At 70.5% G+C, this 24350-nt stretch carries 17 protein-coding genes and 1 tRNA gene; 6 read left to right on the plus strand and 12 right to left on the minus strand.

The window, feature by feature from the left end; all coding sequences use genetic code 11:
- Positions 1-2797: ATP-binding protein (locus ACFWYS_RS33830; RefSeq protein ID WP_384777011.1), on the plus strand; the 2797-nt coding region annotated here is incomplete at its 5' end.
- Positions 2798-2809: 12 nt separating this feature from the next.
- Positions 2810-3382, plus strand: a complete 573-nt coding sequence (locus ACFWYS_RS33835) for a two-component system response regulator (RefSeq protein ID WP_384777014.1) — start codon at positions 2810-2812, stop codon at positions 3380-3382.
- 83 nt (positions 3383-3465) lie between these two features.
- Here the strand turns inward: ACFWYS_RS33835 and ACFWYS_RS33840 are convergent, their stop codons facing one another.
- Together ACFWYS_RS33840 and lepA are read right to left on the minus strand one after the other, a co-directional pair.
- Positions 3466-5340 carry an AMP-dependent synthetase/ligase gene (locus ACFWYS_RS33840; RefSeq protein WP_384777017.1) on the minus strand — a complete coding sequence of 625 codons (1875 nt, stop codon included), beginning with the start codon at positions 5338-5340 and terminating at the stop codon, positions 3466-3468.
- Positions 5341-5611: 271 nt separating this feature from the next.
- Complete coding sequence (gene lepA / locus ACFWYS_RS33845) at positions 5612-7480, minus strand: translation elongation factor 4 (protein ID WP_384777020.1); 1869 nt, start codon at positions 7478-7480, stop codon at positions 5612-5614.
- A gap of 234 nt (positions 7481-7714) precedes the next feature.
- Between lepA and rpsT the strand changes: the two genes are divergently transcribed.
- Positions 7715-7981, plus strand: a complete 267-nt coding sequence (gene rpsT, locus ACFWYS_RS33850; protein ID WP_384777023.1) for a 30S ribosomal protein S20 — start codon at positions 7715-7717, stop codon at positions 7979-7981.
- Between the two features lie 198 nt (positions 7982-8179).
- Here rpsT and ACFWYS_RS33855 read toward each other — a convergent pair whose 3' ends face one another.
- Positions 8180-8575 carry a nuclear transport factor 2 family protein gene (locus ACFWYS_RS33855; RefSeq protein ID WP_384777026.1) on the minus strand — a complete coding sequence of 132 codons (396 nt, stop codon included), beginning with the start codon at positions 8573-8575 and terminating at the stop codon, positions 8180-8182.
- A 68-nt stretch (positions 8576-8643) separates the two neighbouring features.
- Complete coding sequence (holA, locus tag ACFWYS_RS33860) at positions 8644-9633, minus strand: DNA polymerase III subunit delta (RefSeq protein ID WP_384777029.1); 990 nt, start codon at positions 9631-9633, stop codon at positions 8644-8646.
- Between the two features lie 60 nt (positions 9634-9693).
- Here holA and ACFWYS_RS33865 point away from each other — a divergent pair, with 60 nt between their 5' ends.
- Positions 9694-10518, plus strand: a complete 825-nt coding sequence (locus ACFWYS_RS33865) for a methyltransferase domain-containing protein (protein WP_384777032.1) — start codon at positions 9694-9696, stop codon at positions 10516-10518.
- Positions 10519-10551: 33 nt separating this feature from the next.
- On the opposite strand, the gene ACFWYS_RS33870 is transcribed toward ACFWYS_RS33865, so the two are convergent.
- The 7 genes from ACFWYS_RS33870 to leuS form a co-directional block, all read right to left on the minus strand.
- Positions 10552-10797: a hypothetical protein gene (locus ACFWYS_RS33870; RefSeq protein ID WP_384777035.1), complete on the minus strand. Its 246-nt coding sequence runs from the start codon at positions 10795-10797 to the stop codon at positions 10552-10554.
- 99 nt (positions 10798-10896) lie between these two features.
- On the minus strand, positions 10897-11736 hold the full coding sequence (locus tag ACFWYS_RS33875; protein ID WP_384777039.1) for an arylamine N-acetyltransferase: 840 nt from the start codon (positions 11734-11736) through the stop codon (positions 10897-10899).
- A gap of 4 nt (positions 11737-11740) precedes the next feature.
- Positions 11741-14359 carry a ComEC/Rec2 family competence protein gene (locus ACFWYS_RS33880; protein WP_384777042.1) on the minus strand — a complete coding sequence of 873 codons (2619 nt, stop codon included), beginning with the start codon at positions 14357-14359 and terminating at the stop codon, positions 11741-11743.
- Entirely contained in the window at positions 14356-15465 is a 1110-nt protein-coding gene (locus ACFWYS_RS33885; RefSeq protein WP_384777046.1) for a helix-hairpin-helix domain-containing protein, read from the minus strand. Before ACFWYS_RS33885 ends, ACFWYS_RS33880 begins: the two co-directional genes overlap by 4 nt.
- A gap of 152 nt (positions 15466-15617) precedes the next feature.
- The gene (locus tag ACFWYS_RS33890) at positions 15618-16463 is read right to left on the minus strand and encodes a DegV family protein (RefSeq protein ID WP_272113160.1); all 846 of its coding nucleotides are present in this window, start codon (positions 16461-16463) and stop codon (positions 15618-15620) included.
- Between the two features lie 93 nt (positions 16464-16556).
- Positions 16557-17375 carry a hypothetical protein gene (locus ACFWYS_RS33895; protein ID WP_384777050.1) on the minus strand — a complete coding sequence of 273 codons (819 nt, stop codon included), beginning with the start codon at positions 17373-17375 and terminating at the stop codon, positions 16557-16559.
- A 178-nt stretch (positions 17376-17553) separates the two neighbouring features.
- Entirely contained in the window at positions 17554-20436 is a 2883-nt protein-coding gene (gene leuS / locus ACFWYS_RS33900; RefSeq protein ID WP_384777052.1) for a leucine--tRNA ligase, read from the minus strand.
- 469 nt (positions 20437-20905) lie between these two features.
- Between leuS and ACFWYS_RS33905 the strand changes: the two genes are divergently transcribed.
- Entirely contained in the window at positions 20906-22288 is a 1383-nt protein-coding gene (locus ACFWYS_RS33905; RefSeq protein WP_384777055.1) for a cytochrome b/b6 domain-containing protein, read from the plus strand.
- Complete coding sequence (locus tag ACFWYS_RS33910) at positions 22285-23895, plus strand: NADH-ubiquinone oxidoreductase-F iron-sulfur binding region domain-containing protein (RefSeq protein ID WP_384777058.1); 1611 nt, start codon at positions 22285-22287, stop codon at positions 23893-23895. Before ACFWYS_RS33905 ends, ACFWYS_RS33910 begins: the two co-directional genes overlap by 4 nt.
- A gap of 149 nt (positions 23896-24044) precedes the next feature.
- Here ACFWYS_RS33910 and ACFWYS_RS33915 read toward each other — a convergent pair.
- Positions 24045-24117 (minus strand) — tRNA-Ala (locus ACFWYS_RS33915).
- Positions 24118-24350: the final 233 nt, after the last annotated feature.

The following is a 24350-nucleotide window of genomic DNA, read 5'->3' on the forward strand; positions in this document are numbered from 1 at the left end:
CGGACAGGCCCAGGTCCGCGGCGTCAGCGGCGTATGGAAAGACCTCACCGACAACGTCAACTTCATGGCGCTGAACCTGACTTCCCAGGTCCGCAACATCGCCCAGGTCACCACCGCCGTGGCCAACGGCGACCTGTCGAAGAAGATCACCGTCGACGCGCGCGGCGAGATCCTCGAACTCAAGGACACCGTCAACACGATGGTGCAGCAGCTGCGTGCCTTCGCCGACGAGGTCACCCGCGTGGCCCGCGAGGTCGGCACCGACGGCCGGCTCGGCGGGCGGGCGCAGGTGCTGGGCGTCTCCGGGGTCTGGCGGGACCTGACCGACAACGTCAACTACATGGCCGACAACCTCACCTCACAGGTGCGGAACATCGCCCAGGTCACCACCGCCGTCGCCAACGGCGACCTCTCCAAGAAGATCGACGTGGACGCGCGCGGCGAGATCCTGGAGCTGAAGACCGCCATCAACACGATGGTCGACACGCTCTCCTCCTTCTCCTCCGAGGTCACCCGCGTGGCCCGCGAGGTCGGCTCCGAGGGCCAACTCGGCGGCCAGGCCCGGGTGGAGGGCGTGTACGGCACCTGGAAGCGCCTGACGACGAACGTGAACGAACTCGCCTCGAACCTCACCACCCAGGTCCGCGCTATCGCCGAGGTCGCCTCCGCGGTGGCCCAGGGCGACATGTCCCGTTCGATCACGGTCGAGACGCAGGGCGAGGTCGCCGAGCTGAAGGACAACATCAACCTGATGGTGTCCAACCTGCGCGAGACGACCCGCGCCAAGGACTGGCTGGAGTCCAACCTGGCCCGCCTCGCTGCCCTGATGCAGGGCCACCGCGACCTGATGGAGGTCGCCGACCTGCTGCTGCGCGAGCTGACGCCGCTGGTGAACGCCCAGTACGGCGCGTTCTTCCTGGCCGACCCGAACGAGGAGAGCGCGGCGCTGCGGACCACCGTGCCGGCGAAGGGGCTCGCGTTCATCGCCGGGTACGGCTCGGCGCAGGGCACGACCATCGAGACGGGCGGCCTGCCGGTGCACGGACTCGTGCAGCAGGCGGCCCGGGAGAAGAAGCGGATCCTGGTCGAGGAGGCCCCGCCGGACTACATCAAGATCAACAGCGGGCTCGGCGAGGCGGCGCCGACCAGCGTCGTCATCATCCCGATCCTCTTCGAGGACAAGCTCCTCGGCGTGATCGAGCTGGCCTCCTTCTCCCGCTTCTCCGACGTCCACCTGGCGTTCTTCGACCAGTTCGTGAACACCATCGCCGTCGCCATCAACACGATCATCGCCAACTCCCGTACGGAGTCCCTGCTCGGCGAGTCCCAGCGCCTGGCCATGCAGCTCCAGGAACGCTCGGACGAACTCCAGATGCAGCAGGCGGAGCTGCAGCGCTCCAACGCCGAGCTGGAGGAGAAGGCGGCCCTGCTGGCAACGTCGTCGCAGTACAAGTCGGAGTTCCTGGCGAACATGTCGCACGAACTGCGCACCCCGCTCAACTCCCTGCTGATCCTGGCGAGGCTCCTCTCCGACAACCCGGACGGCCATCTCTCCGACCAGGAGGTGCAGTTCGCGACGACGATCCACCGCTCCGGCTCGGACCTGCTGCAACTGATCAACGACATCCTGGACCTGTCGAAGATCGAGGCCGGCCGGATGGACGTACGCCCGAAGAAGCTGCCGCTCATCAAGCTGCTGGACTACGTCCACGCCACGTTCCGCCCGCTCACCCTGGACCGGGGGCTCGCCTTCGAGGTGTCGGTCGGCGAGGACGTGCCGCGCGAGATGTACTCCGACGAGCAGCGCCTCCAGCAGATCCTGCGCAACCTCCTGTCCAACGCGATCAAGTTCACCGCGACGGGCCGGGTCGAGCTGCGGGTGAACCGGGTGAAGGACCCCGACCACCACTTCGTCCGCGATGGCGACGAGGTGATCGCGTTCGCGGTGTCCGACACCGGCATCGGCATCGCACACGAGAAACTCCCCGTGATCTTCGAGGCGTTCCAGCAGGCCGACGGCACCACCAACCGCAAGTACGGCGGCACGGGACTCGGCCTGTCCATCAGCCGGGAGATCGCGGGCCTGCTGGGCGGCCGGATCATCGCCGAGAGCCAGCCCGGCGAGGGCTCCACGTTCACGCTGTACGTCCCGGTCGTCAGCCCCGGTCACGCGGCCACCGGCCCGGCCCCCGAGAACCGTCCGCTGCCGGTGCCGGAGCTGTCCGCCGAGACCTACCCGACCGCCCACGACGCGGACGAGACCTGGCCGACGCCGACCAAGCTGGAGGCGTGGCAGACGGGCCGGGCGGGCCGGGTGCTGCCGGGCCGGCGGGTGCTGATCGTGGACGACGACATCCGCAACGTCTTCGCGCTCACCCATGTCCTGGGCCGGGTCGGCATGCCGGTGCTGTACGCGGAGAACGGCCGTGAGGGCATCGAGACCCTGGAGCGCAACCCGGACGTCGAACTCGTCCTGATGGACATCATGATGCCGGAGATGGACGGCTACGAGACGATCTCCGCCATCCGTCGCACCCCGCGCTGGACGGACCTGCCCATCGTCGCGCTGACCGCGAAGGCCATGCCCGGCGACCGGGAGAAGTCCATCGCGCGGGGCGCCAACGACTACGTGCCCAAGCCGGTGGACGTGGATCAGCTGCTGACGGTCGTCTGCGACCTCCTGGATCCCGAGGGTGCGGAACGCCGCGAGGAAGGCGCCGCGCATCCGGACAACACCGTAGAACCGGGACCGAACCCTTCCGAGGAGGAAGTGGTCCCGCCGACGATCACCGAATGAGGCCACTTCACCATGAGCGCTGAGGCAACGACCGACGAGCGTGCGGGAATCCTTCTGGTCGACGACATGGAGGACAACCTGATCGCGCTGGAGGCCGTCCTGGGGTCCCTCAACGAGCCGCTCGTCCGCGCACGTTCGGGCGAGGAGGCCATGAAGGCGCTGCTGCGCCAGCGGTTCGCCCTGGTCCTGCTCGATGTCCGGATGCCGGGCATGGACGGCTTCGAAACGGCCACGAACATCAAACGGCTCGACCAGACCAAGGACGTCCCGATCATCTTCCTGACCGGCGCCGAGGACGACCCCGGCTACGCCTTCCGCGGCTACGCGACGGGCGCCGCGGACTATCTGACCAAGCCGTTCGACCCGTGGGTGCTGCGGGCGAAGGTGACGGTGTTCCTGGACCTGTACCGCAAGAGCCGCGAACTGGAGCGCCTGCTGGCCCAGCGACAGGCCCGGGGCGGCGAGATAGGGACACGACTGGCGGCGCTGGAGGAACAACTGGCCGCCGACAACCCGAACCTGCCGACCCTGCGCACACAGGTGAGAGAGCTACGGCACCTGATCAACAAAGGCCAGGGCATCTGACCCAAGGGGCGCGGGGAACTGCGCGACAAGCCACGACGAAGCGGCATCCGCGCGCAGTCCCCGGCCACCCCTCCGCCGAGGCGCTACGCCTCCCGCGTACCGGCGTACATCTCCTCGATGAGCCCCTTGTACTCCCGCTCCACGACCGGCCGCTTCAGCTTCAGGCTCGGCGTGATCTCCCCGTGCTCCACATCGAGATCCCGCGGCAGCAGCCGGAACTTCTTGACGGTCTGCCACTTCTGCAGCCCGGCGTTGAGTTCGCGCACATACCCGTCGACCATCTCGACGGTCTGCGGCGCGGCCACCACCTCGGCGTACGACTTCCCGGACAGCCCGTTCTCCTCGGCCCATCCCAGGATCGCGACCTCGTCCAGCGCGATCAGCGCCGTGCAGAAGTTCCGGTCGGCGCCGTGCACCAGGATGTTGGACACGTACGGGCAGACCGCCTTGAACTGCCCCTCGACCTCGGCGGGCGCGATGTACTTGCCGCCGGACGTCTTGATGAGGTCCTTCTTGCGGTCGGTGATGCGCAGATAGCCGTCCGGGGACAGCTCGCCGATGTCACCGGTGTGGAACCAGCCGTCGCTCTCCAGCACCTCGGCGGTCTTGTCGGGCAGCCCGTGGTAGCCCTCCATGATGCCGGGGCCCCGCAGCAGGATCTCGCCGTCGTCGGCGATCCGGACCTCCGTGCCGGGCAGCGGCTTGCCGACCGTGCCGGTGCGGTAGGCCTCGCCAGGGTTCACGAAGGAGGCGGCGGAGGACTCGGTGAGGCCGTAGCCCTCCAGGATGTGGATGCCGGCGCCGGCGAAGAAGTAGCCGATCTCCGGGGCGAGGGCGGCCGACCCCGAGACGCAGGCGCGCAGGTTGCCGCCGAAGGCCTCACGGATCTTGGCGAACACGAGCGTGTCGGCGACCTTGTGCTTGGCGGCGAGGCCGAACGGCGCGGAGTGGGTGCCGGTGCGCCGGAAGTTGTCCTGGGTGACCTTGGCGTACTCGCGGGCGACCTCGGCGGCCCACTGGAAGATCTTGTACTTGGCGCCGCCGGCGGCACGGGCCTTGGCGGCGACCCCGTTGTAGACCTTCTCGAAGATGCGGGGCACGGCCGCCATGTACGTCGGCTGCACGACCGGCAGGTTCTCGATGATCTTGTCGACGCGGCCGTCGACGGCGGTGACGTGCCCGACCTCGATCTGGCCGGAGGTGAGCACCTTGCCGAAGACGTGCGCGAGCGGCAGCCACAGGTACTGCACGTCCACGCTGCTGACCAGGCCGGTCGCGGCGATCGCCTTCGCCATGTACGACCAGTTGTCGTGCGGCAGCCGTACGCCCTTGGGGCGGCCGGTGGTGCCGGAGGTGTAGATGAGGGTGGCCAGCTGGTCCTTGGTGATCGCGCCGACCCGCTCCTTGACCAGCTCGGCGTCCTTCTCCAGCCGGGCCGCGCCGCGCTTCTCCAGCTCGTCCAGGGTGAGGATCCAGTCGGCGGTCTCGACACCGGCCGCGTCGATGACCACGACATGCGTGAGATACGGCAGCTCGGCGCGCTTCTCCACCGCCTTGGCCAGCTGCGCCGCGTCCTCGGCGATGAGCACCCGGCTCTCGGAGTCGGCGAGGATGAACGCCGACTCCTCGGCGTTGGTCTGCGGATAGACGGTGGTCGTCGCGGCGCCGGCGCACATGATGCCCAGGTCGGCGAGGATCCACTCGATGCGGGTCGAGGCGGCGAGGGCGACTCGCTGCTCGGGCTGGACGCCCAACTCGATGAGCCCGGCCGCGATGGCGTAGACACGCTCGGCGGCCTGCGCCCAGCTCAGCGACTTCCAGTCGTCCGCCCCCTCGCCCGAGGCCGACGGCACGGGATAGCGGTAGGCCTCGGCGTCCGGCGAGGCCGCCACGCGCTCCAGGAAGAGGGTCGCCACGCTCGGCGGACGCTTCTCGATCAGGGTCTGTGTGTCGCTCACGACATCCTCCGGGCCCGCGACTGTGCGGCTGGCTCAACAGCCGGCCTCTCGGCCGGCTCATTACGGCGGTTTGCACTCGCGCGCTCTTGTTTAACTCGCGAGTAACTATCGAGCAGGGATCAGAGTAAAGGTCGACAGGCCACCGCGTAAGGGTCCGCGGCCTGTCACTTCCTCCAGACCACCACTCTCCGTACGCACAGGGGCCCGTCGCACTTGCGTACGACGGACCCCTGTTGCACCGGTTTGCCGGGTTACCCGGTGTTACCGATGGTTACTTCTTGCCCTTGCCCGACCCCGCGCTGTCATCACTGCTCAGCACGGCGATGAAGGCCTCCTGCGGAACCTCCACGGAACCCACCATCTTCATCCGCTTCTTGCCTTCCTTCTGCTTCTCCAGCAGCTTGCGCTTACGGGAGATGTCGCCGCCATAGCACTTGGCGAGGACGTCCTTGCGGATGGCGCGGATGGTCTCGCGGGCGATCACCCGGGAGCCGATGGCGGCCTGGATCGGCACCTCGAAGGCCTGCCGCGGGATGAGCTCGCGCAGCTTGGCGACGAGCCGCACGCCGTACGCGTACGCCGCGTCCTTGTGGGTGATCGCCGAGAAGGCGTCCACCTTGTCGCCGTGCAGCAGGATGTCGACCTTGACCAGGCTGGAGGTCTGCTCGCCGGTGGGCTCGTAGTCCAGCGACGCGTAACCGCGCGTCTTGGACTTCAGCTGGTCGAAGAAGTCGAAGACGATCTCCGCGAGCGGCAGGGTGTAGCGGATCTCCACCCGGTCCTCGGAGAGGTAGTCCATGCCGAGCAGGGTGCCGCGCCGGGTCTGGCACAGCTCCATGATCGAGCCGATGAACTCGGTCGGCGCGAGGATCGTGGCGCGCACGACCGGCTCGTACACCTCGTTGATCTTGCCCTCGGGGAACTCGCTCGGGTTGGTGACGGTGTGCTCGCTGCCGTCCTCCATCACGACCCGGTAGACCACGTTGGGCGCGGTGGCGATGAGATCGAGGCCGAACTCGCGCTCCAGCCGCTCACGGATCACGTCGAGGTGGAGCAGGCCGAGGAAACCGACGCGGAAGCCGAAACCGAGGGCGGCGGAGGTCTCCGGCTCGTAGACCAGCGCGGCGTCGTTGAGCTGGAGCTTGTCCAGGGCCTCGCGCAGCTCGGGGTAGTCGGAGCCGTCCAGCGGATACAGGCCGGAGAAGACCATGGGCTTGGGGTCCTTGTAGCCCCCGAGCGCCTCCGTGGCCCCCTTGTGCTGGCTGGTGACGGTGTCACCGACCTTGGACTGGCGGACGTCCTTCACACCGGTGATGAGGTAACCCACCTCACCGACGCCGAGGCCGTCGGCCGACAGCATCTCGGGCGAGTTCGTCCCGATCTCCAGCAGCTCGTGCGTGGCGCCCGTCGACATCATCTTGATGCGCTCGCGCTTGTTGAGCTGGCCGTCGATGACACGGACGTACGTCACGACGCCGCGGTAGGAGTCGTAGACGGAGTCGAAGATCATCGCGCGGGCCGGGGCGTCCTTGACGCCGACCGGCGCCGGGACCTCCTTGACCACCTTGTCGAGCAGATCGTCGACGCCGAGACCCGTCTTGGCGGACACCCGCAGCACGTCGGCCGGGTCGCAGCCGACGAGGTTCGCGAGCTCCTCGGCGAACTTCTCGGGCTGCGCGGCCGGCAGATCGATCTTGTTCAGTACGGGGATGATCGTGAGGTCGTTCTCCATCGCCAGGTAGAGGTTGGCGAGGGTCTGGGCCTCGATGCCCTGGGCGGCGTCGACGAGGAGGACGGTCCCCTCGCAGGCGGCGAGCGACCGCGAGACCTCGTAGGTGAAGTCGACGTGCCCCGGGGTGTCGATCATGTTGAGGATGTGCGTATTGCCGGGCTCATGGGTCGGAGCCCAGGGCAGGCGCACCGCCTGGGACTTGATCGTGATGCCGCGCTCGCGCTCGATGTCCATCCGGTCGAGGTACTGAGCACGCATCTGCCGCTGCTCGACCACACCGGTCAGCTGGAGCATCCGGTCGGCGAGCGTGGACTTGCCGTGGTCGATGTGCGCGATGATGCAGAAATTGCGGATCAGAGCCGGGTCGGTACGGCTCGGCTCGGGCACATTGTTAGGGGTCGCGGGCACGCAGGGTCCTGTCTCTTGAGGCGCCTTATGCCTCGGGTCGGATCGATACGTAGGTTCCATGGTCCCACGGGCGGCGACCGGGGACCGTTTTGGGCTGTCGGCGGGGCCGCTGGTAGTCTGGGTGGCTGTGTCTCATGCCCTCTCAGCACGAGGCACACCCCGAAGAAATCACCCGGTACGGATTCCGTGCGGCTCCCGTGCGGTCCCGTACCAGAACCTGAAAAGGCTCAATCAGTGGCGAACATCAAGTCCCAGATCAAGCGGATCAAGACCAACGAGAAGGCTCGGCTGCGCAACAAGGCCGTCAAGTCCTCCCTGAAGACCGCGATCCGCAAGGCCCGTGAGGCTGCTGCCGCGGGTGACGTCGAGAAGGCCACCGAGTACCAGCGCGTTGCCGCGCGTCAGCTCGACAAGGCCGTCTCGAAGGGCGTCATCCACAAGAACCAGGCCGCCAACAAGAAGTCGGCGCTTGCTTCGAAGGTCGATTCCCTCAAGGGCTGACCTCTTCTCTGATCTGACCGCCGGAGGGAATCGAGCGGGCCCTCTCTCATCCGCTCCCGTCCGGCACCCCGAGCCTGTACGCGGCCTGCGTTCGCCACGCGGGTACGGGCTCAGCAGCTTGAAAACGAAGGCCCCGGTCCCGCTCTTCCCCAGAGCGGGACCGGGGCCTTCGGCATGCTCAGGCCTCCCCTGCGACCGTCACGACCAGAAGTCGTTGGACTTGTCGATGTCCGCGATGCACTCGTCGAGATCGCTGATCCTGTCCCCTACGACACGGAAGACGATCGCCCCGTCCTCGTCGATGCGCTTGCCCTGGCGCTCCGCCATGAAGTGGTGCACGGCGACCACATGCCCCCGGCCGTCGACGAGCAGGTTGCGGAGCTCGACCTGCATCGTCCCGGCCGTCTCCTCGAAGAGCCGGCCGTACATCTCGATGACCGCGTCCTGCCCCTTGAAGTCACCCGACAGCGGGTGGCTGCCGGGCACGTGGTGGGTGCAGTCCGAGGTCATCAGCCCGCGCAGGGTGTCCATGTCGCCTCGGACGAAGGCCTCGTAGCCCTTGCGGACGAGAGTTGCGTGCGGGTGTTCAGCCATGCCTGATCGCCACCTTCCCTGATGTCCGGCGATGTGCGGCCGATACGCCCGATTGTCCTCTCTTCTCCCTAGCCGCGCCCCCGGGACCGTGCGGCCCGCGCGATGGTGACGACCGCCTTCTCCAGGGCGTACTCGGGGTCGTCCCCGCCGCCCTTCACACCGGCGTCGGCCTCGGCGACCGCCTGCAACGCGACCGCCACCCCGTCGGGCGTCCAGCCCCGCATCTGCTGCCGCACCCGGTCGATCTTCCACGGCGGCATGCCCAGCTCGCGCGCCAGGTCGGCGGGGCGTCCGCCGCGGGCCGAGGACAGCTTCCCGATGGCCCGCACGCCCTGCGCGAGCGCGCTGGTGATCAGGACGGGCGCCACCCCGGTCGCCAGCGACCACCGCAGCGCCTCCAGCGCCTCGGCCGCCCGCCCCTCGACCGCCCGGTCGGCGACGGTGAAGCTCGACGCCTCGGCCCGGCCGGTGTAGTACCGCCCGACCACGGCCTCGTCGATGGTGCCCTCGACATCCGCGACCAGCTGACTCACCGCGGACGCCAGCTCCCGCAGATCGCTCCCGATGGCGTCGACCAGCACCTGGCAGGCCTCGGGCGTCGCGGACCGCCCGGTCGCCCGGAACTCGCCGCGCACGAACGCCAGCCGGTCCGCCGGCTTGGTCATCTTCGGGCACGCCACCTCCCGCGCCCCTGCCTTGCGCGCGGCGTCGAGCAGCTTCTTGCCCTTGGCCTGACCGGCGTGCAGCAGCACGAGGGTGATCTCCTCGGCCGGCGACCCCAGATACGCCGTCACGTCCTTGATCGTGTCCGCCGACAGATCCTGAGCGTTGCGCACGACCACGACCTTGCGCTCCGCGAACAGCGAGGGGCTGGTCAGCTCGGCCAGCGTGCCGGGCTGCAACTGGTCCGAGGTCAGATCCCGCACGTCCGTGTCGGCATCGGCGGCCCTGGCGGCGACCACCACCTCCCGCACGGCACGGTCGAGCAGCAGCTCCTCCTGACCCACGGCAAGGGTCACGGGGGCGAGAAGGTCGTCGTTCGCAGGGTTCCTGGCCATCGCGTAAAGCATCCCATGGGCCACTGACAACGGGTCGTCCCGCTCACATAGGTTGGGTCGGTGACGACGACCACCGCATCGCAAGAAGCGTTCCTGCAAGCGTTCCACGCCGAGCACCCTGCGGTGACCACGGAGGCGCTCGGCTCCGGCCGCGCTCCCGACGGACGGTCCAGCTACGAGATCCTGTGCGACCGGGTGGGCGACAGCAGGCGTGTGCTGGACCTCGGCTGCGGTGACGGCCTCCTGCTTGAGCTCCTGGCCCGAGGCGACGGCCGACAGCTCGCGGGCGTGGACCTGTCCGAGCGGTGCCTGGCCCTGGCACGGCAGCGGCCGGCGCTCGCCGGGGCCCGTCTGGAAGCGGCCCGGGCCCAGGCACTCCCCTTCTCCGACGACAGCTTCGACGCCTGTGTCTCCCACATGGCGCTGATGCTGATGGGCGAGATCGAGCAGGTCGTCGCCGAGATCGCCCGGGTGCTGTCCCCCGGCGGGACCCTGGCCTGCGTACTGGGCGGCGGAGCCGTCGGCGGCGAGGCCTACGAGCTGTTCATCGGGCTGTTGCGCGGCACCATCCGGGCGGCGCCCGCCTCGCAGCGCATCCCGTCGCTGGGCGACAGCAGGACACGCAGTCGCGAGGGACTCGACGAACTCCTCGGCCCAGCTGGCTTCACCGCCGTGGACTGGGAGACGGTCCCCATCGATCTGAGCGGTCCGGTGGACCAGGTATGGGCCGCTCTCTCCGGCGTCTACGACATCGGCCCGCTCGACGGGGCGGCCGTGGAGCGCCTGCGTACGGCCTTCTTCGCCGAGGTGCGCGACTTGACGACGCCGGAGGGGCTCGTCCCCTGTGCCTTCACCGTCCACCTCGCCACAGCACGACTGCGCTGACCGCCGAGGAGCCGTCGGGCCGCACCCTTGCGGCTACGGCTCCTCCCGCCAGCCGTCCCACTCCCCCGCGAACTCATCCAGCTCCCCGGGATCCAGCCGCCCCTGCTCGTCCCGCAGCACCACCAGCCACTGGGCGTCCTCGGCATCGTCCTCGCCGGCCAGCGCGTCCCGCACCAGCCGGGGCTCCTCGTCGATACCGAACCGCTCCCCGAGCGCCTCCGCGGCCTCCTCCGCCGCGTCACGATCGGGTAGCACCAGCACATGTCTCACATCGCTCACGGAGCAATTCTCAGGCACCGAGGAGTGACGCGTGCGCGCCGGGGCCTGGCACGAGCAACATCTGTCGGCGCTCGGTGACCTCTGTCGACCGCGGCCGAATCAACCGTCCCGGTTCGGTTTCCGCACCGTCGGCACCCGGTCCAGCTCGATCCCGAACCGCTCCCGGTACACCCCCAGCACCTCCTCGTCCGTGCCCAACTCCCGCTCCTCACGTGTCCCGTCGGCCGCCGTCGTCTTGAACGTGCGGCCGCTGAGCGTGATCCGCCCGCCTTCCTCGGTCACCCGCGAACACACCAGCGACTGGGTGAAGTGCGAGGCCGGCGAGGTGCTGTGCCACCACGCCCCGGCCACGAAGTCACCGAGCACCCGCGGCCGCCGCTCCAGCCGGTACTCCGGTCTGCCGTCCATGCCGACCTCCAGGTCCGCTGCGTCGGCCGCGTCATGCCCGCCGCGCACCCCGGCCGGGTCCGGGCCGGCCTCGACGATCCGGAACACGCCCACCGGATCCACCTGCTCACCCCGCGCCTCGAACGCCAGCGGATAGTGGCTGTGCGCCCCGAAGCCGACGTCCGCCAACCACGCGCCCCCGTCCACCGTGCGCACCTTCAGCGCCATGTGGTCGTAGGGAATCCCCAGCCGTTCCTCCTTGCCGTGGACACGCGCCGCGAGCAGCGTCACGTCGAAGCCCAGCGCGCCGAGCAACATCCCGAACGCCCCGTTCAGTTCGTAGCAGAACCCACCCCGTCGCGCCCCCACCACCTTGTCCAGCACCCGCTTCTCCTCCAGGACGATCTCCTCGCCGAGGTGGATCGACAGGTTCTCGAAGGGGACGGTCTGCAGATGGCGCAGATGCAGCTCGCGCAGCACATCCACGGTGGGCCACGCCGGGTGCTCGACCCCAAGGCGGCGGAGATAGGCATCAACCTCAACGGATTCCATGACCTCAGTCTCCCGCCACCCGCAGCTCGGCGCCCGCACCCGCCACCGCCAGCGCCCCGTCCTCGTCCGTCCGCAGCACCACCGCACCCTGCGCCCGCAGCGCCGCCACGGTGCCGGGAGCCGGGTGCCCATACGGGTTGTCCGCACCGCAACTGATCAGCGCCAGTCGCGGAGCAGCCCTGCGTATGAGCTCCGGGTCCTGGTAGGCCGAGCCGTGGTGGGCGACCTTGAGCACATCCACTCCGCCCAGCAGCGCCCCGGCCGGCGATCTCAACAGGGCCCGCTGCGCCGGAGGTTCGAGATCCCCGAGCAGCAGGAGCCGCAGTCCGGCCGACCGGACGAGCATGCTGACGCTGGCGTCGTTCGGACCGTCCGGGCCGTCCGGGGCCAGTGCCGGGTGCGGCGGCGGCCACAGCACCTGCCAGCTCAGTGCGCCGGTGCGCCGCTCCTCCCCGGCGGCGGCCCGCGTCACGGGAATGCGCCGGGCCGCCGCCTCCCTCCGTACGAACTCCACCTGGTCCGCGGGCTCTTCATGCCCCGTCGTCTCGATCGCGCCCACCGCACGCCCGCGCAGCACGCCGGGCAGGCCCGCCACGTGGTCGGCGTGGTAATGGGTGAGCACGACGAGCGGGATCCTCTTGATGCCGAGGGTGCGCAGGCACCGGTCGACCAGCGCCGGATCGGGTCCGGCGTCCACGACCACGCCCGTCCCCTCGCCCGCCGCGAGCACCGTCGCGTCGCCCTGTCCCACATCGCACATCGCGAACCGCCACCCGGGCGGCGGCCACCCCGTGACCACCCTGGTCAGCGGCGGCGGCTGCACGACCACCAGCAGAAGCAGCGCCCCGCAGGCACCGCACCACCAGGGGTGCCGCAACAGCCGTCGGCCGGCGAGCAGGACGGCCACCGTGGCGAGGGCGAGCAGCGCCGCCCCCGTCCAGCTGCCGGGCCAGTCCACCCCGGCCCCGGGCAGCGCGGCGCCGGTTCGAGCGACATCCGCGATCCATCCGGTCGGCCAACTCGCGCACCAGGCCAGAACCTTGGCCACCGGCATCGCGAGCGGTGCTGTCGCCAGCGCCGCGAAGCCCAGCACGGTGGCCGGTGCGATCGCGAACTCCGCGAGTAGATTGCACGGCACCGCCACCAGGCTCACCCGGGCCGACAGCACCGCCACGACCGGCGCGCACAGCGCCTGCGCGGCAGCCGCGGCCGCCAGCGCCTCGGCCAGCCTCGGCGGCACCCCGCGCTTGCGCAGCGCCCGGCTCCAGCGGGGCGCGAGGGTGAGCAGGGCGCCCGTGGCCAGGACGGAGAGCAGGAAGCCGTAACTGCGGGCCAGCCATGGGTCGTACAGCACCAGCAGCAGTACGGCCGTCGCCAGCGCCGGGATCAGCGATCTGCGGCGTCCGGTCGCCAGGGCCAGCAGCGCCACGGCCCCGCAGGCCGCGGCCCGCAGCACGCTCGGGTCGGGCCGGCACACCACGACGAACGCGAGGGTGAGCCCTCCGCCGAGCAACGCGGTCGTCCGCAGGGAGATGCCCAGACGGGGCGCGAGGCCACGGCGCTCGACCCGCTGGGCCAGGCCGGGTGGGCCGACGAGCAGGGCGAGGATGATCGTGAGGTTGCTGCCGGAGACGGCGAGCGTGTGCGCGAGGTCGGTCTCCTTGAACGCCTCGTCCAGCTCCGGGGTGATCCGCGAGGTGTCGCCCACGACCAGCCCCGGCAGCAGCGCCCTCGCATCCGCGGGCAGCCCGTCCGTCGCCTCCCTCAGCCCGGCCCGCAACCGCCCGGCCAGCCGCTGCGCCGCCGACGGCTCCCCCACCACCTCCGGCGCCGACTGGCCCCGCACCCGCAGTACGGCGGCGATCCGGTCCCCTTCCGTCAGGGTGGGAGCGAGGTGTGCGCTCACGCGCAGGCGGGTGGAGGGGAGGAGCCGCAGCCAGGGCGAATGGTGGCCGGCAGATCCGGTCAGCGGGTCCGCACCTGACTTGATCGGCGGTCCCTCGCCTGCTGCAGAGGACCTCGGCGCCGCGTCGACGATCATCAACACCGGCGCCCGGGTCACCACCACCGCGCCGTCCGCCTTCTCCACGCGCCGCACGTCCGCGTTGAACAGCACGGACGTCGGTGCCATGTGATTCCCGCTGACCCGGGCCTTGGTGAGCCGGGGATCCGAGGCGACCTCGACCTCGGCGGCCACGGAGGCGTACTCCCGCGCCAGGCCCGGCACCGGTCCACGTCGTAGATCGGCCCCGTGCAGCCCGGCGGAGACGGCGGCCGCCGCGACGCACAGCAGCACGGCAGCGACGGAGACACGCGACCAGGTCGGCCAGGTGAGTCGCGCGGGCGCTCGGCCGGCTCCGGCCCCATCTCGCCGCAGCAACAGCAGGGCACCTGCGGCGACCAGGCTTACGACCGCCGCCCCGGTCACCCACGCCGACGAGGCGTCCAGCATCAGCGCCGCCGTCGCCCACGCGGCGAGGGCAGGTGGGACCAGTCGAAGGTCCGTCGGCCCTTCCTGTCGGGGGTGGGACGCGCCGAGCCGGCTTCCGGACGCGGCGTGAACGGCGGCGCGGGAGGGCGCGGGGTCCGCCGTGGGATCGGGTGTGCCGAGGTCGTGGCTCATGGCCGTACGAGATTCCGCAGATCGGCGAAACGACGGTCGCCGATGCCGTTGACCTCCCGCAACTCGTCCACCGAACGGAAGCCGCCGTGCCGGCTGCGGTAGTCGATGATGTGCTGGGCCAGCACCGGGCCGACGCCCGGGAGAGTGTCCAGCTGGTCGACGGTGGCCGTGTTGAGGGAGACCGGCCCGGCGGGTGCGGCACCGGCCGCCGCACCGCTCGGACCCGAGCCCGAGCCCGCTCCGGGCGCCGCCCCGGGGACGGCTCCCGGAGCGCCGACGATCACCTGCTCGCCGTCCACCAGGAACCGGGCCCGGTTGAGGCTGTCGGTGTTCGTGCCGGGGCGGACTCCACCGGCGGCGCGCAGTGCGTCCGCGACACGTGAGCCCGCCGGGAGGCGATGGATCCCCGGCTCGCGCACCTTGCCGCCGACGTCCACGACGATCTCGGGCGCGGCCGTGCCCGCGGCACCCGGAGCACCGGCCGCCGACGTATCCGCCCCGGTCTCCTCCCCGGGCTCCCCTCCCCCGTACGAGGCCGCGGCCCGCACCACCTCGGGCGCCCGCACGGACTGTGCCCGCCCCGCCCAGAAGTGCTGCACGGCGAACCCGGCGGCGACGACGAGCACCACGGTGAGCGCGACCACGCTCCGCCGCTCCAGCCCACACCTCGCCTGCAACCACAGCGGCATCCGCTCCCGCAGCGCCGGCCCGACCCGCGCCCGCGTCCTGGCCCGCCAGTCACCGGCACCGGCACCGGCATCAGCACCAGGGGCACGGACCTCGGAATCACCGGCGTCAGCGGCCACCGCCTCACCACCACCCGGCGCGCCCCTCAGATCCTCTTCCGGTCCCCCGGCGCCGGCACGCCGAGCAGGCTCCTCCTGCGCCCCCGACTCCCCCCACTCCCCGGCCCGTTCGGCGGCCCGTTCGGCGAAAATCACCTCAGCCCGGCGCCGCAGCTCCTCCGCCGACGCATACCTGTGCCGTGCCCGGCCCCGAGCATGCATGTGTCGTCGCTGTCGGACCCGGACGTCGGAGTGGGGACCCCGGCCAGGGCCACTGGTCGCCCTCACTGGGCGGGTATGTGTACGTGATCGAAGTGCCATGCGAGGAGCATCGGACACCTCGGCACACCCGCGATGATCTTGCTCAATTCCCGGGGATTACCGCCCAGTTGTGGATAACTCCGCCACCCACACGAGTGACCGACCACCGAGGCGGCCCGTCACCACGGCGAGCCCTCACCGCACCCAAACCCTCACCGCGGCGAAACCACAACCCCCAGCAGCCCAGGCCCGGTATGCGCCCCGATCACGGCCCCCACCTCGCTCACATGCAGATCGGCCAGCCCCGGCACCCGGGCCCGCAACCGATCCGCCAGCGCCGACGCCCGGTCGGGGGCGGCGAGATGGTGCACCGCGATGTCGACCTGCGCGCTGCCCGCCCGGTCGGCCGCGATCTCCTCCAGGCGGGCGATCGCCTTGGAAGCCGTCCGTACCTTCTCCAGGGGACCGATCCGGCCGCCCTCCAGCTGCAGCAGCGGCTTCACCGCGAGCGCGGAGCCCAACAGGGCCTGTGCGGCCCCGATACGGCCACCGCGGCGCAGATAGTCGAGGGTGTCGACGTAGAAGTAGGCGGCCGTGGCCCCGGCCCGCTTCTCCGCGGCGGTCACGGCGTCGTCCACCGTGCCCCCCGTCTCCGCCGCCTCGGCCGCGGCGAGGGCGCAGAACCCGAGCGCCATGGCGACCATCCCGGTGTCCACCACCCGCACCGGCACCGGCGCCTCGCGCGCCGCCAGAACCGCCGCGTCGTAGGTGCCGGAGAGCTCGGCGGACAGGTGCAGGGAGACGATGCCGGTGGCGCCGGACTCGGCGACCCTGCGGTAGTGCTCCGCGAAGACCTGCGGGCTGGGGCGCGAGGTGGTGACAGGGCGTCGCTTCTGCAACGCCTGGGCGAGGGAACGGGTCGAGATCTCGGTGCCCTCGTCCAGCGCCTGATCGCCGAGGACCACGGTCAGGGGCACCGCGGTGATGCCGTGGCGCTCCATCGTCCGCGGCGGCAGGTAGGCCGTTGAATCGGTGACGATCGCGACATGGCGGGACATGAGCTGGAGGTTACCTGGCGTAGCGCGCGGGCGGCAGCCCGACCCCGCTCAGCCGGTCAAGCCTTGACCGGAGCGGCTCGTGGTCGCGCGGGCTCAAGTCGTGCTCTCGGGACGGGGTTTCTTCTGCCAGGGGTACGTCTGCCGAGGCCCCGGCGGGTTGATGGCGGGCCGCGTGGGCTCCTCGGCCCGCTGCTTCTGAGGGCTGTCCGGCCAGGTCTGCTCGGCCGTCGCGGCGGCTTCGGGGGCGGGGGCCTCCGGCCACGGCGGCGGTGTCGCCGACGGGCGTTCCGACGACTGCCCGGGCGCCGAGGGTTTCGCGGCCGAGGATGCCGAAGACGCGGAGGACTCCGGGGCCGCCGAAGGCTCGGTCGTCTGCCAGTGCCGCAAGGCGCCGGTCTCCACGTCGATCTGGGCGCTGAGGGTGTCCAGGTCGTCGTCCGCGAAGCGGCGGGCCCGATCACGGGCCGCCCAGCGCAGTGAGTCCGCCGACTCGACGATGCGCTCGGTGCGTTCGCGCAGGTCGGGCAGGCGCGCGGCGAGCTTGCTGCGGTCCGGCTCGGACTCCAGGCGCCGCAGTTCGGCGTCCAGTTCGTGTCCGTGCGCGCTGAGGCGGTGGAAGAGGCCGAGGGACTCCTTGAGGGACTCGTCGTTGTCCGCGTCGGCTTGCAGTGCGTCCTGGGTGGCCCGCATGGAGGTGCGCAGTTTCAGGCGCAGCTGGGCGAGCTCGCCGGCCGCGCCCGGCTGGGCGAAGGACTTGGCCCGCAGGGTGTGGTCCTCGACCGTGCGCCGGGCGTGGTTGATCGTCTCGTCCACGCGGCGCTTGGCGGCGCCGACCACCTTCACCGTGGCGTACGCACCGAGCACGACGAAGAGCACGAAGAGCAGGGCGACGACTGCGATCACTGCTTCCACGAGCTCCTCCTCCGGCCGGCCGCGGCGCACGCGACATCACGCCATGCCACATCGCGCGACACCACGCCACGCCACATCACTCTTCAACGGTAAACGCAGCAGGCAGGCCCGGAGTTCCAGAGGAACCCCGAACCTGCCCGTAGGGGATCACCCCTAGCCGCGAGAACGAACGCCGGAACTACGCCGGAACGATGTTCACCAGCTTCGGCGCCCGCACGATCACCTTCCGGATCCCGGCCCCGTCCAGCGCCGCCACGACCTTCTCGTCGGACAGCGCGACCTTCTCCAGCTCCTCCTCGGAGATGGCGGGCGAGACCTCCAGACGGGCCTTGACCTTGCCCTTGATCTGCACGACGCACGTCACGGTCTCGTCGACCACGTACGCCGGGTCGGCGACCGGGAAGTCCTCGTGCACCACCGAGCCGGTCCGCCCCAGCTTGCGCCACAGCTCCTCGGCGATGTGCGGGGCCAGCGGCGCGACCAGCAGCACCAGCGACTCGGCGACGGAGCGAGGAACGGCGCCGCCCGCCTTGGTCAGGTGGTTGTTCAGCTCGGTGACCTTGGCGATCGCGGTGTTGAACCGCATGCCCTCCAGGTCCCCGCGCACCCCGTCGATCGCCTTGTGCAGGGCACGCAGCGTGTCCTCGTCGGGCTCGGCGTCCACGACCGTCACGGCACCGGTCGTCTCGTCGACGACATTGCGCCACAGCCGCTGCAGCAGCCGGAACTGACCGACCACCGCGCGCGTGTCCCACGGCCGGGAGACGTCCAGCGGGCCCATCGCCATCTCGTACAGGCGCAGCGTGTCGGCGCCGTACTCGGCGCAGATCTCGTCCGGAGTGACCGCGTTCTTCAGGGACTTGCCCATCTTGCCCAGCAGCCGGGAGACCTGCTCGCCCTGGTAGTAGTAGGTGCCGTCGCGCTCCTCCACCTCGGCGGCCGGCACCGCGATGCCACGGCTGTCGCGGTAGACATAGGCCTGGATCATGCCCTGGTTGAACAGCTTGTGGAACGGCTCCGCGGAGGAGACGTGCCCCAGGTCGAACAGGACCTTGGACCAGAAGCGTGCGTACAGCAGGTGCAGCACGGCGTGCTCGGCGCCGCCGACGTACAGGTCGACGCCGCCGTGCGGCTGGCCCTCGCGCGGGCCCATCCAGTACTGCTCGATCTCGGGGTCGACCAGCTGCTCACTGTTGTGCGGGTCCAGGTAGCGCAGCTCGTACCAGCAGGAGCCGGCCCAGTTGGGCATGGTGTTGGTCTCGCGCCGGTACCGCTTCGGGCCGTCGCCCAGGTCCAGCGTGACGTTGACCCAGTCCTCGTTGCGCGACAGCGGCGTCTCGGGCTCGGTGTCGGCGTCGTCCGCGTCGAAGGTGCGCGGGCTGTAGTCCTCGACCTCGGGCAGCTCCAGCGGCAGCATCGACTCGGGCAGCGGGTGGGCGATGCCGTCCTCGTCGTAGACGATCGGGAAGGGCTCGCCCCAGTAGCGCTGACGGCTGAACAGCCAGTCGCGCAGCCGGAAGTTGACCGTGCCCTCGCCGACGCCGGACCGCTCCAGCCACTCGGTGATGCGCGCCTTGGCCTCGGCGACGCCCAGGCCGTCCAGGGAGATGCCCTCGGCGGTGGAGTTGATGATCTTCGCGTCGTACGACGAGAAGGCGTCCTCCCAGGTGGAGGTGTCCGTGCCGCGGCCGTCGGTCGGCTCGACGATGCAGTGGATCGGCAGCTCGAAGGCGCGCGCGAACTCGAAGTCACGCTGGTCGCCGCAGGGTACGGCCATGATCGCGCCGGTGCCGTAGCCCATCAGGACGTAGTCGGCGATGAAGACGGGGACCTGCTCGCCGTTGACCGGGTTGGTGGCGTACGAGCCGATGAAGACGCCGGTCTTGTCCTTGGCCTCGGCCTGGCGCTCGACGTCGGACTTGGAGGCGGCCTGCGCGCGGTAGGCGGCGACCGCCTCGGCCGGGGTCGCGTGACCGCCGGTCCACACCTCGTGGGTGCCCTCGGGCCAGGCGTCCGGGGTGAACTTGTCGACCAGCGGGTGCTCGGGCGCCAGCACCATGTAGCTCGCACCGAACAGGGTGTCGGGGCGGGTGGTGAAGACGGTGATGCGCTCGCCGTCGATCGGGAAGTCGACGCGGGCGCCCTCGGAGCGGCCGATCCAGTTGCGCTGCTGCAGCTTGATGGCCTCGGGCCAGTCCAGCTCGTTCAGGTCGTCCAGCAGCCGGTCGGCGTACGCGGTGATCCGCATGTTCCACTGGCGCAGCTTGGCCTTGAAGACCGGGAAGTTGCCGCGCTCGGAGCGGCCCTCGGCGGTGACCTCCTCGTTGGCCAGCACGGTACCCAGGCCGGGACACCAGTTGACCGGCGCGTCGGAGGCGTACGCCAGGCGGTATCCGCCCAGGACGTCGGCGCGCTCGGCGGCGTTCAGCTCGCTCCACGCGCGCGTGCCACCGTCGGCTCCCGGCACCGCTCGCTCACCGGACTCGAACTGCGCGACCAGCTCGGCGATCGGGCGGGCCTTCTTCGCCTCGTCGTCGTACCAGGAGTTGAAGATCTGCAGGAAGATCCACTGGGTCCACTTGTAGTAGTCCGGGTCGATCGTGGCGAACGACCGGCGCTTGTCGTGGCCCAGGCCCAGCCGGCGCAGCTGGGCCTTCATGTTCTCGATGTTGGCCTCGGTGGAGACACGCGGGTGCGTGCCGGTCTGCACGGCGTACTGCTCGGCGGGCAGGCCGAAGGCGTCGAAGCCCAGGGTGTGCAGGACGTTGTGGCCGGTCATGCGCTGGAAACGCGCGAAGACGTCGGTGGCGATGTAGCCCAGGGGGTGGCCGACGTGCAGGCCCGCACCGGAGGGGTACGGGAACATGTCCATGATGAACTTCTTGGGCCGGGCGACGACCGCGGGGTCGCCCGCCAGGTCACCCTTCGGGTTCGGCGCGGCGTACGTGCCCTCGGCGTCCCAGAAGTCCTGCCAGCGTGCCTCGATGTCGGCGGCCATGGCCGCCGTGTAGCGGTGCGGCGCGGCCACCTCGGCGGTGGCAGCGGGGTTCGTCTCGCTCATGATCCTCAAAGCTCCATCGATCGTCTCTGCCGGCGGCTGCGGTTCTCTGGAAACGAAAAATCCCCTCGCACAGGAGGGGACGCCGCGCCGATTCCGACCATCCGATTCGCCCGGTGGTCGGGACTGATCAGCGCGGCCCGCTAAGCAGAAGGCGTACGGCACGCATGGCGTCAGGGTACCGCAGCGCCGGAGCGGGTCGCGACGGGCTTCCGGTGGGGGCGCGGGCGGGCTTTTTACGGGGGCGCACATGAACAACCGTGCCCCGGGTTGCGTACCTGAGAGTTGTGAAGACATCGAAAAGCTGAACAACGTTCAATTGTTACCTGGCGTAACAGTCACTAAGGGACATCACCCGTCCCCCGCAGTCCCTAGATAACAACGCAATAACTCAAACGCCGTACCCCTCGGTATGGAGCCACTTAGAGTGCGGCAACGGGACCGCCTTCCCGAACCGCTCGGAGTTGCCCCCATGAACCCTCGTCGTAGTAACAGTTCGCTCCCCAAACCGGGCCGGTCGGCCTACGGGATAGCGACCGCTGCTCTTCTGCTGCTCATACCCCTGGTCGTGCTGCTCGGCGGTACCTGGCTCCAGGAGTTCCTCAACTTCGGTGCCGGCGTCCTGTCGCTCGTCTGCCTCACCTGCTCGGTGATCTGGGGCCTCGTCGCCCAGGACCGGATGATCCTCAACACCCGCCAGCGGATCATCGCGCAGGGCATCCACCGGGTGACCGCCGTGGGCTCGATCGCGTTCCTCCTGGTGCACATCGGCGTCAAGCTGGCCCTGGACCACGCCACCCTGACTGCCGCGCTGATCCCGTTCAGCCTGGTGTTCTTCGGCGGCAACGAGATCCCGGGCAGCGCCTTCCTCATCGGCCTGGGCTCCCTGGCCGCCCTGCTCATGATCTTCGTGGGCATCACCGGCGCCCTGCGCAACCAGTTCGCCTCCCCCGCCCCGGTCGCCGCCCGCTGGCGCGCGATGCACATGCTGGCCTACCCGGCCTGGTGCGCGGCCCTGATCCACGGCCTGTTCGCCGGCCGCCCGGCGAAGACGTTCTTCATGGTCAGCTACGAACTCTGTGTCGTCGCCGTCGCCGCGGCCCTCGCGCTGCGCGCCTCCCCGCGCCCGGTCAAGCGCAAGGTCGCCGACCGGCTCGCCCAGATCATCGGCAACGAGCCGGGCGCCCGCGAGGACCTGGAGGAGAGCCGCGTCCGGGCGGCGTCCGGGTCCTCCCTGCCCGGCTACGAGAACCAGCGCCCGACGCGGGGCGCGCGCGGTGACCGCCCGGCGCGGGGCTCCCGCGATGACCGGCCGTCACGCGACGAGCGGACCGGCCCGCTGCCCGGCATGCCCTCCCAGGCCCCCTCGGCCGCCGAGTCCACGGGCGGTTTCGCCGCCGCCTACCGCGCCGTCTCCCCCCGCTCCCGCGGGCAGCAGCAGCCGTACGCCGACCAGACCTCCCGCATGGACATGCCCCTGGACATGCAGCCGACCGAGGCCATCCCGCGCGTCGACGGCGGCGCGGGCAGCAGCACGGGCAACTGGCCCATCCCCTCCCCGCCGCCCGTGGGCGAGGCACCCCCGTCGGCCTACGACCCGCTCAACGACACGGGATACAACATCCCGGTCTACGGCGACGCGGGCACCCAGGGCTACGGCTCCGGCGCTGCGGGCTACGGCTCCAGTGATGTGTACGACACCGCTGAGACAAACGCCGTCTTCGGTACGTACAACCAGAACGACACGTACAACAACAGCGGTCCCGCCACTGAAACATTCCCCGGTACGTCCTACGACTTCGACGCACCGGGTTCGGGCGAACCTTGGAACACGCCTTCCGGAGGCTTTAAGTGAACGAGGCCCTGCCCGACGTACCCGAGGTCCGCGTAGTCGGTCTTCCTCAGCTCACGTCGGGCTTCGACCTTGTCGAAAGACTCGATCTGCCCATGCATCTGAAGGTGCACGGGCCGCTCGAACCGATGGGCGGCGAGCAACTCGCGAAGCTCGCCGAGAACATCAACCTGAAGGGCCGCGGCGGCGCGGGCTTCCCCTTCCACAAGAAACTGCGCTCGGTCGCCGAGGCCGCGATCAAGCGCGGCGTACGGCCGGTCGTCGTGGTCAACGGCAGTGAGGACGAGCCGGCCTGCCGCAAGGACACGGTGATGATCAACCGTGCCCCGCATCTCATCCTGGACGGCGCGCTGCTGTGCGCCGAGGCCCTGGGTGCCCGCACGCTCGTGGTGGGGGTCACCCGGGAATCGACCCAGCGCTCCATGGAGGCCGCCCTCGCCGAACGCGGCCTCAGCAACAGCCGCCGCTCCGCGCTACGCGCGTTCGTACAGCGCAACCCGGTCCGCATGGTCACCGGCGCCGCCGCCTCCCTGATCCGCTCGATCGACGGCGGCCCGGCGATCCCGCCCGGCCGCAAGGTCAGCGCCTCGCAGAACGGCGTCGGCGGCGCCCCCACCCTGCTGTCGAACGCCGAGACGTTCGCACAGCTCGCCATCGCCGCCCGCATCGGGCCCGAGCGCTACGGCAACACCGGCCTGTACGACGAGCCGGGCACCGTCATGCTCACGGTCTCCGGCGCGGTGGCGCGGCCCATGGTCATCGAGGTCCCGACCGGAGTGCCCCTGCGCTACGTCCTTCAGCTCGCCGGCGCCCCACCCGTCCCCCAGGGCGTGCTGACCGGCGGCTATCACGGCAAGTGGATCGACGCGGCGACGGTCAATGAGGCGATCGTCTCGCGCAACTCCCTGGACGCGGTGGGCGGCGCGCTCGGCGCCGGCGCGATCCTGCCGATCACTCAGGAGACCTGCCCACTGGGCGAGTCGCTGCGGGTGGCGCAGTGGCTGGCCGAGGAGAGCGCGGGCCAGTGCGGGCCCTGCTACCTCGGGCTGCCGGCCGCAGCGCGCGGCATGGAGGACATCCTCAACGGCGGCGGCCCGGCCGCCCTGGAGGCCCTCAAGCAGGTCGCCAAGAACGTGAAGCGGCGCGGCGCGTGCTCGCACCCGGACGGCTCCGCGATGTTCCTGGAGTCGACCATCAAGGCGTTCACCGACGACCTCGCGGCCCACGTCCTCGGCAACGGCTGCGGACGGCCCGTGGAGGGCGTTCTGCCGCTCTTCGAGGGCGGCAGGGCCCCCTCGGGCATCCCAGGCGGCGCCGAGGACGAGGAGAACGGCCCCAGCCGCCAGAAGATCTACGTCGACTGGACGCTGTGCCGGGGCCACGGCCTGTGCGCCGACATCCTCCCGGAGGTCTTCCAACTCGGCGCCGACGGCTTCCCGACCGTCGCCCAGGCGATGGTCCCGCGCTACGCCGAGGCCAAGGCCCTGCGCGCGGTGCGCCGTTGCCCGGCCCTCGCCCTGCGCATCGAGGAGGACACGCGCGGACAGGAGTCGTCCCGCAACCTGCCGGTCCTCTCCCAGGGCCGCGGCAGGCGCGCCCTGGGCCGCTGAAGCCCGGCACGCACGCGCGGAGGGGCCGTCCACCCGGACGGCCCCTCGTTCGCTTCCCGGCCGCCGTCCCCCAACGACCCCTGAGACCAGTGGTTTCCGCGAATCAAAAAGATCTCGCCGGGTCGATTCGACCCGGCGAGATCTTGCTGTGGAGCTAAGGAGAATTGAACTCCTGACCTCCTGCATGCCATGCAGGCGCTCTACCAACTGAGCTATAGCCCCGTGCTTTGGTCCGCCCGGTTTCCCCGGCGGCGACGCCAACATTACCGGTCGACCCAGTGCAGCACCAAATCGTTTCCGCCCCACCCCATTACGTCCACTAATGTCGGATTCCGTGACCGCGGGGGGGGGGGGGGGGGGCGCGCCCCCGCGGGCCCCCCCCCCCCCCCCCCCCCCCCCCCCCCACGCCCCCCGCCCCCCCCCCCAACACAAACTCAAGAGAAAGTCTGCGGAGG

The organism is Streptomyces sp. NPDC059010, from assembly GCF_042740355.1.
In the GTDB taxonomy this organism is placed as follows: domain Bacteria; phylum Actinomycetota; class Actinomycetes; order Streptomycetales; family Streptomycetaceae; genus Streptomyces.